Genomic DNA, 16,552 nt, shown 5'->3' on the forward strand with positions numbered 1-16,552 from the left:
GAATAATATTAACGGCACCCTTACTAATACCACTAACACCGTACAAACAGCGACTTACACCGTAACTCCAACAGTCAATGGTTGTACAGGACCAGCTTTCACAGTCACCGTTACGGTAGATCCGATTGCTACCATCAATAATCTGACTATTGATGCTTGTACCGGAGATCCATTTACAATATCTCCGACTAATGGAACAGATGGTATTGTACCTTCTGGAACCACTTACTCTTGGAATTCTCCTTCTTTACCTGCAGGGTTAACAGGCGGACAACCTGGAAGCGGAAGCTCCAACATTGGTGGAACACTTATCAATTCAACTAATACCCCGCTAGCGGCTACATATACTGTAACACCTAACTCTGGAGGTTGTGATGGACCAGTGTTTACAGTTACCGTAACAATAAATCCAATTACTGCTATCCTCACTCAACCTGATCCTTCCGATTTTGTAGAATGTTTTGGAGATGGTTTCGACACTCCCCTTTCAATAAATACCGCTGGTGGAGGTTTAACCTATCAATGGTATGCAAAACCAGATAATTCTGACATTGCAACTAATCCTGGCACACCTGTTTCTGGTGCAACATCAAGCTCTTTTTTACCTCCTTCCACACCAGAAGGCATCAATTATTATTATGTTGTTGTTTCAGGTTTTTGTGGTACAGTTACCTCAGAATTATCAGGTCAGTACCGCGTTAATCCACCAGAAACTGTAATCGACATCGACCCTTCCCCAGATGACGAAACAGTTTGTCAAGGTGTTGTATTTTCTCCGCTTACTGTACTAGCCTCTGGTGAAGGAACTGTTACCTATCAATGGTATAGTAATACGTCTCCTTCCAATTCAGGAGGTACTTTGATTTCAGGTGCAACAAATGCAAACTTTACACCTCCTTCAAATACTGTTGGAACATTATACTATTACGCGACAGCATCAAGTAACTGTGGAACAGTACCAACCGATGTTTCAGGTGCACACACAGTCACACCATTAACAGAAATAACAAATGAGAATTTAGAAGAACAAACCGTTTGCGATGGAGATACTTTTGGCCCTATTTCCGTAACTGCAAATGGCACTGATCCAATTGTCTATCAATGGTATAGAAATGATCAAAATTCTACTACGACGGGAAACATCACACCAGTAGGCTCAAATTCAGATTCTTACACACCTATTGCTGATTTAGGAACCTATTATTATTTCGTAGTAGTCTCCAGTGCTTGTGGGCCAGATGACACTTCTAATGTTTCAGGGCCATTCACTGTAAATCCAATTCCAGCAGTAACCAACGCTGATTTAGATCAGATAATTTGCTCGGGCGCAAGTAGTTCAGAAGTTGTTCTAATCTCAGATGTTTCTGGAGCAGGATTCAGCTGGACTGCAAGTGCATCATCAGCAGACATTACCGGTTTCACCACAAGTGGTTCTGGAAATATCCCTGCTCAAATTTTAACCAACTCAGGAACCACACGTGGAAGTGTAACTTATACAATTGAGCCTTCCGCTAACAGTTGTGTGGGGCCAACTGTTGACTACATCGTTTATATTGACCCACTACCTACAGTAACTAATAGTACATTGACCCAAACGATTTGCTCAGGGGGAAATACAACTCAAGTTGATCTTACATCTGATGTAGCTAGTACGAATTTCTCTTGGACTGCAACAGCCACTCCGGGAATTTCTGGATTTATATCTAGCGGAACTGGGCCTATCCCTACTCAAAATATTACAACTACAGAAAATACTATTGGAACAGTCACATTTGAGATTACTCCTACAGCTAATTCCTGCAATGGACCTATTGCAACCTACACCGTACAGATCAATCCAATTCCTACGGTAACAAATACCCTTCTAGAGCAAACTATTTGTTCTGGAGCGCCAAGTTCTCAGGTCGATTTCACTTCTGCAGTAGGTGGAACTACGTTTAATTGGACAGTTGTTTCTTCAAGTGGGGTGAGTGGTTTTACCTCAAATGGATCAGGTTCACTTCCTTCTCAAACCATTTCGACTACGGGGCCTACGCAAGGATCAGTTACCTATGAAGTAACTCCTACAGCAAATGGATGTCTAGGTCCCCCCGAAAATTACACCATCTTTGTGAATCCTGTTCCGACAGTAACAAATACGGTATTGGAACAAACCATTTGTTCAGGTGAAAGCACCTCTCAGGTTGATCTTACTTCAGATGTCCCTGGAGTTATTTTCAATTGGACTGCGAGCTCATCCTCTCTTGATATTACCGGATTTATAACAACTGGATCCGGACCAATTCCAGTTGAAACCCTCTCTAATTCTGGAACTTCTCAAGGTGCAGTTACTTACACTATTACACCAATTGCCACTGGATGCTCCGGCCCTTCAGTAAACTATGTAATCAAAGTAGATCCCTTACCAATCCCTACCTTTACTAGTGCCCCTGGCTCCGATATTTGCGCGGAGATAGAAGAGGTTACTTATACTACTCAATCAGGACAATCAAATTATCAATGGAGTATTCCAGGAGTAGAGGGAACAGATTATGAAATTACTGCTGGTGGAATTGGAACTACAGATTCTTCAGTAAGTATTATTTGGATATCGAGTGGAGAGAAAACCGTAACTGTAAGTTATACTGACAGCAATACAGGCTGTCTAGCACCTACTTCTGCTACATCCACCACTGAAGTTGAAGCTTTAGCAACTGTTGGACCTACATCAGTAGCATTTCCTTCGGTTTGTATCAGTAGCCCTTCACTTCAGCCATTTACACAGTCCACAACTGGAGTTACTAGCATTGGTACTCCGACAGGTCTTCCGCCTGGAGTTTCAGCTACCTTTGATTCTTCTATAGGCGAAATAACATTCTCTGGTAATGCGGCTGGTGCTACACCAGGATTGTATAGTTATACCATTCCATTGTTCGGGAATTGTACCAATAGTCTAGAAGCCACAGGAACCATCGATGTCACTCCTAACTATCAATTAACCTCCATCAGCGCCGCATCTGCAACTGTATCAGGAGGCTCAGCAAGGGTCAGAATAACTGGTGACCCAGCCACTTTACCTAATGGCCAATACATTGTTAGCTATCAACTGAATGATGGTACACCTCCACCACAAGAGTATACATCTGCCCCCTTCTCAGTTTCAAATGGCAGTGGAGTATTTCCCACCATTCCTTTGACGGATCTCAATGTAGAAGTATATGAAATTACTATAAGAACTATCAAAAAGGTAACTGATGTTTGTGAGGTAAATATAACAGACAACAACATTGCCTTTTTCAGCGTTTGCGGAGCAACTTTCGATCAGGATGGTACTTTCACAGTTCCTGCTGGAATCTTTGAAGTAACAATTCAGGCAACAGGGGCAGGTAGTAGTGCGACTACTGAGTTAATCACAATACCTGTTACTCCTGGAGAACCATTAGGAGTATTTGTTGGTGAAAGTAATGGGAGTGGTGTTGCCAAAGACACCTATGTTACTAGAGATTCCTCTTCACCAGATCCACAAAACACAAGTTTAGTTTATTCTGTTGGAAGCGGAGGAGGAGGTTCTGATGGCTCTGTATTAATTTCTTACTCCTGCCCTGACCCGGATAAGGATGACTGCATTGATATAATCGATGATGGTGCAAAATCTGGAACTACTGTTATTAGGTTTACATGTGATTACACCTGGCCAATTCCGGAGGGATTAACTGAATTTTCAGTATTTGCAATAGGTGCAGGAGGAGGAGGAGGAATGGGCGATACCGGCGGCGGAGGTGGCGGCGGAGGTTTAACCTCTACAACAGTAATAAGCAACAACCCATATGGAATACCAGAAGGTGTTTTTATAGATATTGTAATAGGAGATGGAGGTGATGGCGCTGAAACTGTAAATGAAAAAGGTGATAATGGAAATCCTACTACAGTAATATCAGATATACCGGATATTAATGGTGATATAGCAATAAACCTCAATTCCCAAGGTGGCGGTGGTGGTGGTTCATATAATAATGTAGATGGTCGAGATGGTGCATCCGGCGGTGGTGGAGCATATGGTAGTGCGGATAATGCGGGGGCAGGAGGTTTAGGAATAGCAGGCCAAGGAAATGTAGGGGGTAATGGTGGTACTGCCCAAAAGCAAGGTGGCGGAGCCAACAGTGGAGGTGGAGGTGGCGGAGCCGGAGAACCTGGGACAGTTGGAACTGGAGCTGGTGTGGGTAATTCACAAGGTGGAGAAGGAGGGCCTGGTTTATCTTTCGAATTAGGTGGCACTTCCTATGGGTATGGCGCAGGAGGCGGTGGTATTGGGTTTAATGAAAACAGCAATGACAGTAATGGCAAAATTGAAGGGCCAGGAGGAGAAGTGAACGGGGTAATTTTGGGAGGCAATGCAGGTCCAAACTCAGTAGGTGGTCAAGGCACTGACTATAGTGGATCAGGTGGTGGAGCTGGAAATTTAGGTGGTGGTAAGGGAGGCTCAGGTGTAGTCTTTATTACTTATTTCAACTTTAGTATCCTCGAAGTAGAATATCTTTATTTCGAAACTAAATATAATGCAGATAACCGTTCAGGAGAATTAAATTGGGCTACTGCCAAAGAATGGGAAAATGATCGATTTGAAATAGAGAGATCTTTCAATAACGCCAACAGCTGGGAAAAAATAGGAGAAGTTTCTGGTCAAGGGTATTCCGACTCTGAGACTGCTTATTCATTTGTTGACTCAAACTTGCCTGCTTCGGGTGGGAATGTATTCTATCGTTTGAAACAGTTAGATATCGACGGCTCATTTACTTACAGCGTAACCCGATCTATCCAAGTACCAAGTTTAAAGGGTAAGTCGAATTGGATCATTTATCCGAATCCAAGTGAAAATAGATCTTATGTGACTGTTGGTCTATTGAATGTTTCAGTTTATAATGATGAGCCTATTTTGGTTAGAATTTCAGATGTGAAAGGTGTTCTACAAACCTATTCGACATCTTCCGTTGAAGAAGTTAACGCCGCTGTTAATTCCTATTTGGAAAATGCTATTTCCGGAATGTACATCGTCCAATTGATTTGGGGAGATCAAAGTGAGCAATTAAAAGTGATAAGAAAATAATTCGATATTAAATCAAAAAGAAAGTCTTTTGGAACTATTCCAAAAGACTTTCTTTTTGATAATACTTACAAATTCTCTAGTATTCTTCCTCTTCCTTTCTCCTCGGATCTTTTGGTTGACCAAGTCCTAAGCTACCTTTTAACCCACTAAAAGTAGCTCGCCACCAACCTCCAAAAATGAATTTTGATTTATCTCTTTCAAAATAGATCCTTGACTTAACCCGTTTGTTTAGAAACTTTCTTGGATTATCATTTTTAACAAAAATATTGGCTAAAAATGTCATCATATTTAGCTTACCAGTACCTCTATTCAACGTAAGACTATCCAAAAATTCAATCTTTAAATCCTCATAGTGAAAATTCATTTTTCCCCTTGCCACATCATCATTTACTTTGAAGTTCCATTTCCCATCTGTGACTTTCCCATCTAAAACTTTTACAAAAACCCCTCTAGATAACATTTCATTGATTGAAGTTAAATCAAATTCCCCCATTTCTACATCAACTTCCATCGGGTAAGGTTCCTTATAAAATAGTTTAGCTTCTAACTTCACATCACCCTGGCCCATTAATTTTGAAGTTGCTTCTAACCTGGTTGATTTCAATGGAAACTCCTCCCCTTCTTTTGACAAAATAAATGGTTCCATTTTCAGATTTACCTGATCAAAATAAATGGTTCCTGGTAACATAGATTTTGGACCAAACTCTTGATATCTAATTATTCCATCATGAATCATAACTGAATCAATTATCAAATCAAAGGGAGCACTTCGCATCAAAGCTTGTGGCATTGGCTTGTAAACTCCTTCTTTCAAGGGCAATCTTTTATCCCGAAAAACATCTAATTCCAAGCTATCTAAAATCAGTCCCTGAGCTTTTAATTTATTATCCAGAAAATACTGGTTAAAATCAATGTTTTGTAAGGTTATTCTTTTCACTCTTCCGTCAATCGCATCGGCTTGGTATTTCTGCTTATTTAAATAATCATATCGGCCAATGGTGGGACCAAAATCAATATTTTCAATAATCAAATCGTCTTCATTAAGACTAATCTTACCTATATCAATTCCGTTTAAACCGTCATCACTCAATAAATGATAATTTGAAATTGAAACACTCAAATCTTTTTCAAGAAAAAATTGAGGACTTATTTTTTGATTATTCCCGATAAGGTCTAGATTCAGGTTACCCAATTCGAAATTCACCCTTGCAAAAGCTAACCGATCGATTGGACCTGTTTCTTTATTATGTAATGTGAACCCACCATTTTGGATAAGAACATCCTGAAGAAGAATAGATTGAATCAAACCATCCTTTTTCTTTACTGAGGTTTTCTTTTCAGTTTTCTTTTTTTCAGCAGAGTCGAGATAAATATCTACCTGAGGATTTGTCAGAGTGACTTTTTCAAGATTGAAAATTCCAGTTTCCTGAATCTCTTTAAGGGTATTATTCTGGATTGAAAGTTCCCCAATATTGGCTGAAATTATAGGAACCCCCGGTGCCATGTTCGTACTTTTTGGAACTATCTGAAAATTAGAAAATACCGTCGCATCTACCGAATTATCAACATTCACACTGGAAAACATGAGAGTATGTATACTATCCGGAAGGGCAAATGAAAAGTCCTGAAGAGATAAATTAATTTCCGAAAAAAGCCCCGAAAGATCTTCTTTCGTATTTGTTGTGGAATCAAAATTGAAACCATTTATTCCAAGATCAAAATTTGTCAGAATGGATTGAGCTTCTCTGGTTCCAGACCTGAAATTAATGCCTAAAGTAGAACTCACCGCTTCAATTGAATCAATTTTCACTAATTCAACTGATTTTGGTAAAGATCTTCTCCTTTCAGAATTATTAGGGGTTTCATCTTTTTCATAATCCTTATCAATCTCAAGATTGATTTTACCCCCAGTTACTTTAAGATTATTAAGTTCCAGTTTATTATCAAATAAGAAGGACTCTATATCAACACCTTTGAATGCAACTTGAGGCAAATCAAGTGACAAAGCAATTTTGTTTTCAAGGTCGGGTCCAGGTACTAATTCTAGGTTCTCGATTATAATTGATTGATCCATGGAATTATAATTTAACCCACTTGTTGACGCGACATAATTACCTCCCGCAAGATCAAAGGCATAATTTTCTAACCTCAAATCAATCTCTTCAGAAAATAATGTCTTGTTATCTCTTACTGTACCTTTATTATCAACATAAAACCCTTTTAATTTAAGAGATAAGTTTTCTTCTTGAAACATGATATCTTTTTGCCCTGAATAATTTTCATACTTGATTTTTCCTTGAGAAAAACTCAGTGAATCAATATCAATTTCATTGAAATAAGAGGTAATTAAATCTCCAATTTCGCTACTCGACTCAATTGAAGATGTTGTTTTTGAATTTTGCTTTTTCCGAAACCGAATCATAGACAACTCAGGTTTTGGTATCAAAATCTGCTGAATTTCTAATCTTTCTTCTTCAAAAGCTGCTCTTACATTAAATCCTTCGGCCCTAAATTCCGGTATTTGAAAATCTAAGGTTACGCTTTTCCCATACGTATCAAGAATCTGTTGAACCTGATTTGAGTTTTCAGGTCTGATAATTAAACCTCGGATGGATAATAAGGAATTCTTCGAATCAATTGTGACATTATCTGCCATAAACTCGTGTAAATTATCCCTTAGTTTCAGGCGGTATTTATCCAGGCTCAATACCAAATCTTTTGCATATAGCAAATCACTAAGAGACTGAGAGGAATTCGGCTGGATGAAAACTTCATCTAATTCTAGGTCAAAACTTTCAAAGCCAATATCATTACTTCTCTCCCCGGCTTCATTCTTAAATTGTATTTCCCCATCATCTAATTTAAATCGCTGAATTTTAACATCTGTTAGAAATCCCTCAAGCAATTCTTTTACAGATACATTTTGATCTGAACCCTCTCCCTTTTTTTTCAACTCAATGATTTCAACTTTAGGTGAATTCAAAGTCATTTCATTCATCTCAAATTTCCCTTCATTATAAAGAAGTTTAAGATTTGCCCGGGTCAGAGCTAATTTAGGAAGAGTAATTTTTATGATTTGATCCGGATCTTTCTCATTTATAAACTCATCTCTTGGTTGGAAACTGAAATTTTCGATGTCTATTTCATCTTTAAAAGAAGAAACTGAAATTCTCTCTCCCTTAAGTACATGGATTTCGTCAGATAAATAAAGACTTGCATCTTGTATTTCCATCGATGCATCTTCACCATAAAAGAATTGGTTCAATTGCTTCGATTCATCATTCCCCAGATAAAACATGATCATTTTAAAATCAAATTCACCTATTTCGATCCTGTTCCTTAATGTATCTTTAGCATTTGAGGTGACGAAATTACCATTATTTACAGATAGCTCTTTGATAGAAACAGATTCTAATAAACCCTCAATCAATTCATTCAAATCACCCGTTCCAACACTATCCTTTTCTGAAATAATTAATTTTTCGACTTTGAATTGTGGATCGTCCAATACAATTTCATCAATTTGAAGAGCCGAAGTCATGAAGGCCCTATTCAAGTCCACATTTCCTACCCTCAATTGATCCAGCTTTACTGAATAATAAGATTTACTCTCTTTCGCCTTATCAGGCAACAAGGCAAAGTTTACGAGGTCTAATCGGTTTTCTAGGGAGCTGACAAAGACTTTATCTGCTATAATGCTGTGGACATTATCCGGCAGTGAAAAACTTACTTTCTCCAGGTCAAATTCAAACCCCTTCGCATTGAAAGGAGTATCCCATATTTCATTGGTAGTCAGATTAATATCTTTAACCAATAATTTAGTGTTTTGGGCTTTTAATGCATTCTCACTTAAGAAATTAAGAAAAAATAGGTCCGCATGGTTAATATCCAAGGTCCGGATAACCAATCCATTTAGTTTCATTTCCGCAATACTCTTCCTTACCTCATCTTCCAACCTACTTATTGGAGATTCTTTTTTAAGTTGAACCGAATCTTCATTAGCAGGATTACCTTTTGAATTTAAAGGCAAGTTCATATTGATGTTGGGGTTATCAAATTCTAACCTTCCTATATAAAAAATATTCTCAGAAAAGCTGTACCAAAGTCCTTTGAAGACCAATTCATCAAGAGAAAAGTCAAACAATGTCTGCCCAGGTTTTGCAACGACACCGTTAGCAGGTTTCATTATTATTCCATCTAAAAATATCCCTCTTCTTAATAGAGAGATGTTGATCCTATTAAATTCAATATTATAAATATCTTCTGTAGCATCATTTATTTTATTTCTTGCCCAATTAGATAAAAAGATATTTGAACCAAAATAAATAATGAATTCAAGAAAAAGCAGGAATAAAAAGGCTATCATAACCCATCTCAGTAGTTTCTTACGGAAAGGGTGGGCCGATTTTTTATGATGTACTTTTTCTGACATGCTCCATAAATTTAAACTAAAATAATTATTATGAGTGGAAATTTACTTGAAGAAAAAATGAGCTGAAATTTAAAAAGCAACACTTTCGTGTTGCTTTTTTTGCTGTAGGAGAAGGATTCGAACCTCCACGAGGCAGTTAGGCAATAGTCCGGTTTGAATTACGCTTTATTCTGGATTCCTCACCCTCGAGACAGGAGGGCTTGTCTGCCAATTTCAACATCCTACAATAATAATTTATTAAGTAAAATAGGTTTGAGAGTATTAGTTGAAAATTTACTTTTTGGAAATAGAGGCACTTCATTCTTAAAGAAAGAAATGAACTTCAATTCTAACTATTAATATATGGTGCCTTTTTTATCAACTACTTTAAATTGATAGCTCAAAATTAGAAATACCATTGGTTTATTAAAATTTTGATAATAATTTATTTCCTTTTTTACATTTTATTTATAATATAGGTATAATTATTATATATTTTCAAATTATGCTTGTGTAAAATGTTTAATTTTTACGGATTTGTTAATATTTCTTTTACTCTTAAAAATGCCATATTATATATGGCTAAATGCACTATATCCCAAATAGTATTAATCCATTAAAAAGTATGGATATAAAAAAAACCATGAAACAAAATTTCATGGTTTTAGTCAATTAACAATAAACCCAAAATAACCTGCTGTAGGAGAAGGATTCGAACCTCCACGAGGCAGTTAGGCAATAGTCCGGTTTGAATTACGCTTTATTCTGGATTCCTCACCCTCGAGACAGGAGGGCTTGTCTGCCAATTTCAACATCCTACAGTATAAATCTTTAAAGACCATTTGTCTTTGTTGATGATTCAAATATAGGCACATGAAACTTATTTTTACAAATAATCTAAAAAATATTCTAAATTTTTACAGTATTTTTAATGAAACCGATTGATTAATATAGATTTTAAATTTAGAGTAATGATTATCAAGATTATTTTGCCATATTTTCAATAATAAAAATTACTATTACATTATTTATACAAAAAGAGTATGGTATTTACGTAATTATTAACATTTGTATTGTTTTTTTAAACAAATGGCAGTTGTTCTTATTCAAAATTCACATAAGACTCCCATTTTTCTAATACAGATTGAAAATCCTTAGGCAAAGGAACCTCAAAATAGACCCTTTCTTTGGTAACAGGATGTACAAAACCTAAAGACATAGCATGCAAAGCTTGCCTCGGCATGAGATCAAAACAGTTTTGTACAAAAGTTTTATACTTTGAAAATTGAGTCCCTTTCCTAATCTTATCTCCTCCATACATTGCATCATTAAATAAGGGATGCCCTAAATATTTCATATGAGCTCTAATCTGATGGGTTCTTCCTGTCTCCAAATTGCATTGAATCAGAGAAACATAGCGAAGTCTTTTTAAGACTTTCCAATGGGTTACAGCATGCTTTCCCTGATCACCCTCAGGATACACATCCATAACCTTTCTGTTTTTCACACTCCTCCCTACATTTCCTATTATTGTCCCTTCGTCAGTTTCCGGCTCTCCCCAAATCAATGCTAAATAAGTGCGGTCAATGGTATGATGAAAAAATTGACTAGCTAAATCTGTCATAGCTTCCTCTGTTTTTGCTATTACCAATAACCCAGAAGTGTCTTTGTCTATTCTATGAACTAGTCCCGGCCTCCCCGAATTTCCCTTCATTTCAGGTAAATTTTCAAAATAGTAAACCAATCCATTGACCAAAGTGCCAGACCAGTTCCCATGGGCAGGGTGAACCACCATTCCTGGAGGTTTATTAACAATCATTAAAAATTGATCTTCATAAATTATATCCAATGGAATATTTTCAGAGTAAACCTCCGTTTCTTTAGGGGGTTTAGCTAACATCACTTTAATATCATCAAGAGGCTTAATTTTATAATTTGCCTTGGTTGGATTTCCATTCACCATGATTGAACCAGCATCAATTGCTTGTTGAACTTTATTGCGAGTGGCATTAGCTATTTTCTCACTCAAAAATTTATCTATTCTGATAGGGGTCTGCCCTTTATCGATTACAATTCTAAAATGCTCAAACAATTCGACTTCTTCCTCTTCAAAGTCTTCCTCTGGATTCATATTCATAATACAAAAATAGAAGGATCAGGGTTAACTTTGTCAAAATCACCGAAATCAAGCAAATGATAAATGCTAATCCTGTTTTTAATCAAGTATTGAAGAATCCTCTTTTTGAAGAAAAAGAGATAAAAGTGACTATAAAAAGGCTTGATTTAATTCATCCACAGGTTTCTGGAAACAAATTTTTTAAACTAAAATACAACCTTGAAAAAGCCAAATCGGAAAGGCAAAACACTGTCTTAACTTTTGGAGGGGCATTTTCAAATCATATAGCTGCAGTTGCATTTGCAGCTAAAGCAGAAGGGCTAAAATCAATAGGCGTAATCAGAGGCGAGGAGACCTCTCCCTTAAACCATACCTTAAAAACAGCTCAATCGAATGGAATGAAGTTGTTCTTTATTTCAAGAGAATTATATAGAAAAAAAAAGGAGCTTACTTTTTTGAATGACTTGAAATCAAGATTTGGAGATTTTTTCGTGATTCCGGAAGGTGGTACCAATGAATTAGCCATTTTTGGAACCAGTGAAATATTGAACAAAGAAGACAAAGCCTTTTCTCACATAATTACTGCCATTGGAACAGGCGGCACTTTTGCAGGCTTAGCAAAATCTTTATTAAATCACCAGACTTTAATTGGAATCTCGGCCCTTAAGGGTGATTTTATACATCAGGAAATTAAAGACCTCTTAGATATTCACAAAATCACTCCAAAAGGAGAAACAAAAATTATGGATAATTTCCACTTTGGAGGATATGCAAAATTCAATAAGGAATTGATAGATTTTATTTGGAAATTCTATGAAGATTATAAAATCGCGTTAGATCCGATTTATACTGGAAAATTAATTTTCGGTGTTTGGGATATGATTTCAAAAAATAAGATTCCTAAAGGTTCCTCCTTATTGATAATTCACTCAGGGGGATTGCAAGGCAATATTGGATTCACTGAAAGAACAGGAATTAAGCTCCCACCTCTTTCAATGTAAAATAGTCCTCAGATTCCTGTGGATGAATCCTTAATACATTTGCCAAAACGAGTCTAACCAAAGTCTTGGATGCTAAAAACTTTGGAATTCTGGCTAACTTCGAAAATTCCTTTAAGGTGATTTTGCCCTTTTGTTCTATGGCTTTTAAGAGAATTTCTTCCTTTCGACCATAAGTAAAAACCATATCCTTAATGGATTTACTTCTCTTAAGTATTTCCCAAACTTCAATACTAGCTTGTACACTTCTATCCTCAACTCTAATAAAAGAGTGCCTTTTATTATTAATCTTTAAATAATGTGGTCGATTGGGGCTTTGCTCCAATTTGAAAATTGCTATACCTTTTTTGGCATTTATTGGAACAGAAATAAGTTCATATGAAAGCGATGGAAAAATAAGTTCTCTGATGGCCTTTTCCATTACATAAATCTCCTCTTCAATGAATCTTTGACCGGAAACAGTCCCATCATCATCTACCCCAATCATGACAACTCCTCCGGCTGTGTTAGCTAAGGCTATAAATTCCTTGACTATCTTTTCTGGATAGGCAGCTTTCTTTTTGAATTCAATTCTCAAACCCTCCCCTTTTGAGGCAAGGTTTCTTACTTCTTGAAGGGTCATGACTTAAATTAGTTTATTTCAATTCCCAGGAGCTCTGGATAATTCCTCCAATCTTTTTTTCTGAGATTGCCACTCATCTCTTAACCTTGCGGCTTCCATGAAGTTCAATTCTTTCGCGGCTTTCTCCATTTGTTTCTGAGTTTGGAGAATTAGTTTTTCGAGTTTGTCCTTGCTTAAATATTGAATTACCGGATCAGCGGCCATTATTCCGTCACCCGGCATAGGTTCGGCGTAGATTTTAGCATTACGTTTCGAATCCGCCACTTTAGTTTGACCCATGATCTTATCTCTGGATTTAATCACGGTCATTGGAGTAATTCCATTTTCCTTATTGTATTCAATTTGGATAGCTCTCCTTCTTTTTGTCTCGTCTATCGCCATTTTCATAGAAGGCGTTATTTTATCCGCATACATGATCACACGTCCTTCCTGATTTCTTGCTGCTCTACCGATTGTCTGTACCAAACTTCTTTCATTCCTCAAAAACCCTTCTTTATCGGCATCCAAAATCGCTACTAGAGAAACTTCTGGTAAGTCTAATCCTTCCCTCAACAAATTCACTCCAACCAAGACGTCGAAAATCCCCAATCGTAGTTCTCTCAAAATCTCAACTCGATCCAACGTTTTTACCTCGGAATGAATATATCTTGATTTTACTCCAGCTCTTTCCAAATATTTCTGCAGTTCTTCGGCCATGCGTTTAGTCAAAGTAGTTACCAAAACTCGTGCATCCGTTTTGATCGTTTGATCGATCTCTTCTAAAAGATCATCGATTTGATTTTGACTGGGTCTAACATCAATTGTAGGATCCAAAAGACCTGTTGGACGAATGATCTGCTCCACTACGACTCCTTCGGTTTTTGCCAATTCATAATCAGCTGGTGTCGCAGAAACATAAACTACCTGCTTGATCAACGTCTCAAACTCATCAAATTTGAGAGGTCTATTATCCATCGCTGAAGGCAAACGAAATCCAAAATCTACCAAATTCACTTTCCTAGATCTATCTCCTCCCCACATCGCTCTTACCTGAGGAACAGTGACATGGCTTTCATCGATTACCATTAAGAAATCATCTGGGAAATAATCGATTAAACAGAAAGGCCTTGTCCCAGGATGTCTTCTGTCAAAATATCTGGAATAATTTTCTACTCCCGAGCAATAGCCAAGTTCCCGAATCATCTCTAAATCAAACTCGGTCCTTTCCTGAAGACGTTTGGCTTCCAGAAATTTGCCTTCTTTTTCAAAGAAATTTACCTGAGCTACCATATCATTCTGAATCTCATGAATGGCAGTATTGATGGTATCTTTTCCTGTCACAAAAAGGTTAGCAGGGAAAATTGATATAATTTTTTCGTCTGAAAGCTTTTTTCCAGAAATAGGGTCAATTCTCTGAATTGCTTCAATTTCATCTCCCCAGAAGAAAATCCTATACCCAAAATCTGCATAGGCTACAAAAATATCTACTGTATCTCCCTTTACCCTAAAAGTTCCGTGAGTTAAGTCTTGATGCGTACGACTATAAAGAATATCCACCAATTTAAACAATAACTGATTTCTTGGAATCCGGTCTCCCTCCTGAAGGCGAATAATATTCTTACTGAACTCCTCTGGATTTCCAATACCATAAATACAAGAAACTGAGGCTACTACAATCACATCTCTTCTACCTGAAAGTAAACTGGAGCTTGCACTTAATCTTAACTTTTCTATCTCTTCATTAATAGAAAGATCCTTCTCTATGTAAGTGCCTGAGCTGGGAATAAAAGCCTCAGGTTGGTAATAATCATAATAGGAAATGAAGTATTCTACCGCATTATCAGGGAAAAATTGCTTGAATTCCCCATAAAGCTGTGCCGCCAAAGTCTTATTATGACTCAGAATCAAAGTTGGCTTTTGAACTTCTTGAATCAGATTAGCAATGGTAAAGGTCTTTCCAGAACCGGTCACCCCCAAAAGAACCTGGGCTTCTTCGCCGGCATTAATTCCTTCGGTCAGCTTTTCAATCGCCTTTGGTTGATCGCCTGTCGGCTGATAGTCTGAAGTTAGTTTGAATTCCATAGCACAATCTTAAATGACCTAACACTTAAAAGCACCCTATTAGTTTACTTTAAGAATTTATTTAGGCAATTGATGTCTTATATCGGGAGATATTGTAATAAAGATAATTAGACCTTAAAATAATGACTAGCATCAGTGGTATCAAACTGGGGTGAAATGATTGCCACCCTAAAATCCAAAAGACAATAGCTGCATCAGCTAAAATCAATGCTCCTAATAAGTATTTCCTTAGCCAAGGCTTTAACGTTTTTGAGATTAAGCCAGGAATTAAAACTAAATGACCGGGAAATGCCCACAAAATATTCCAATTCCATTTGGTAGATGGTATGTCAGACCCTATCCAAAGTGCAGACATTACCAATCCTAAGATTCCTAAAATCCCGAATAACACAAGATCAAAACCAATAAATAATTTTTTCTTCTTAAACCCTATAAAAGTTATCGCAGTAAAAACCACAGCAATTATCCAAAAAATCAAATAGGGATTTAATAGGCCCAAAGAACCTTCTTTTTGGGGAAAATCTAAAATCACCCGTTCATTCTTAACCAAAGGGCGTGTAGGCCCATCACCCTGAATCTCTGCTCTTCCAAAAGCTTGTTCCATGTATTCGGGAAGAAACTGTTCCTCTCTGGGAGTAGCATCACGATCCAGTTTAGAACCCAAAGCAAGATCAATTCCCAAATCAGACCAAGGCATATAAAATACCTTTTCATCAATTAACTGCCGGAAAGTTTTATCCACAGGATCCTGTTCTTCATCTTTCCAGATTAATTTTTCTCCTAAAATCTCCTCCATCACGTCTCGGATCCTAGTTGAGCAATTGTCATAGAAAAAATCATAGCGATAGTATCTATTCTCGGGAAGATAGTTGGTTTCCAAAAATTCAACCAATGCAATTTTTTGCTCCTGATTCAAGCTGAGTTCTTGCTCTCTAACGCTTCGGTTGAAATAATTATACTCGGCAATAAATCGCTCGAAAGTCGAAACTGAAAGAAAATAGTCTAACCTACCTCCTGCAAAATTGAGGACAAAATTTGGAGCTCTAAAATCAAAGGTTCCATAATTATAGACCCGGTCAATACCTGTCTCCTGACTCAATATCCTAATCGCACTATGACCAAAAGAGCTGTAGATCTCTTCTCCAGGGTCACAAGTCAATAGGCTGATTCTGTATTGCTGAGCAAAAGAGTTAGGTAAACTAAAATAAATCAATACAAAACTTAAAATTAAATAGATTAACCTCTTCTTTTTCAATTTCAT

Annotated in this window: 7 protein-coding genes; 2 read left to right on the forward strand and 5 right to left on the reverse strand. The window is 37.1% G+C overall.

The window, feature by feature from the left end:
- On the forward strand, nucleotides 1–5,083 hold a 5,083-nt coding region (locus AAGF08_RS00005), incomplete at its 5' end, for a PKD-like domain-containing protein (protein WP_343508817.1).
- 76 nt (nucleotides 5,084–5,159) lie between these two features.
- Here AAGF08_RS00005 and AAGF08_RS00010 read toward each other — a convergent pair.
- A complete protein-coding gene (locus tag AAGF08_RS00010) occupies nucleotides 5,160–9,515 on the reverse strand; it encodes a hypothetical protein (RefSeq protein WP_343508818.1) in 4,356 nt (1,451 codons plus the stop codon).
- A gap of 1,081 nt (nucleotides 9,516–10,596) precedes the next feature.
- Entirely contained in the window at nucleotides 10,597–11,631 is a 1,035-nt protein-coding gene (locus tag AAGF08_RS00015) for an RluA family pseudouridine synthase (protein ID WP_343508819.1), read from the reverse strand.
- A gap of 56 nt (nucleotides 11,632–11,687) precedes the next feature.
- Between AAGF08_RS00015 and AAGF08_RS00020 the strand changes: the two genes are divergently transcribed.
- The gene (locus tag AAGF08_RS00020) at nucleotides 11,688–12,611 is read left to right on the forward strand and encodes a pyridoxal-phosphate dependent enzyme (RefSeq protein WP_343508820.1); all 924 of its coding nucleotides are present in this window, start codon (nucleotides 11,688–11,690) and stop codon (nucleotides 12,609–12,611) included.
- Here the strand turns inward: AAGF08_RS00020 and AAGF08_RS00025 are convergent.
- From AAGF08_RS00025 to AAGF08_RS00035, 3 genes are all read right to left on the reverse strand, one after another.
- The gene (locus AAGF08_RS00025; protein ID WP_343508821.1) at nucleotides 12,586–13,230 is read right to left on the reverse strand and encodes an ATP-binding protein; all 645 of its coding nucleotides are present in this window, start codon (nucleotides 13,228–13,230) and stop codon (nucleotides 12,586–12,588) included. The two genes, AAGF08_RS00020 and AAGF08_RS00025, sit on opposite strands and share 26 nt — an antisense overlap.
- Nucleotides 13,231–13,248: 18 nt before the next feature.
- Nucleotides 13,249–15,291 (reverse strand): excinuclease ABC subunit UvrB, encoded by a 2,043-nt coding sequence (gene uvrB, locus AAGF08_RS00030; protein ID WP_343508822.1) that lies wholly within the window; start codon nucleotides 15,289–15,291, stop codon nucleotides 13,249–13,251.
- Nucleotides 15,292–15,352: 61 nt separating this feature from the next.
- Nucleotides 15,353–16,552 (reverse strand): DUF4105 domain-containing protein, encoded by a 1,200-nt coding sequence (locus AAGF08_RS00035; RefSeq protein WP_343508823.1) that lies wholly within the window; start codon nucleotides 16,550–16,552, stop codon nucleotides 15,353–15,355.

Source organism: Algoriphagus sp. SE2, assembly GCF_039563885.1.
Classification (GTDB): Bacteria; Bacteroidota; Bacteroidia; order Cytophagales; family Cyclobacteriaceae; genus Algoriphagus.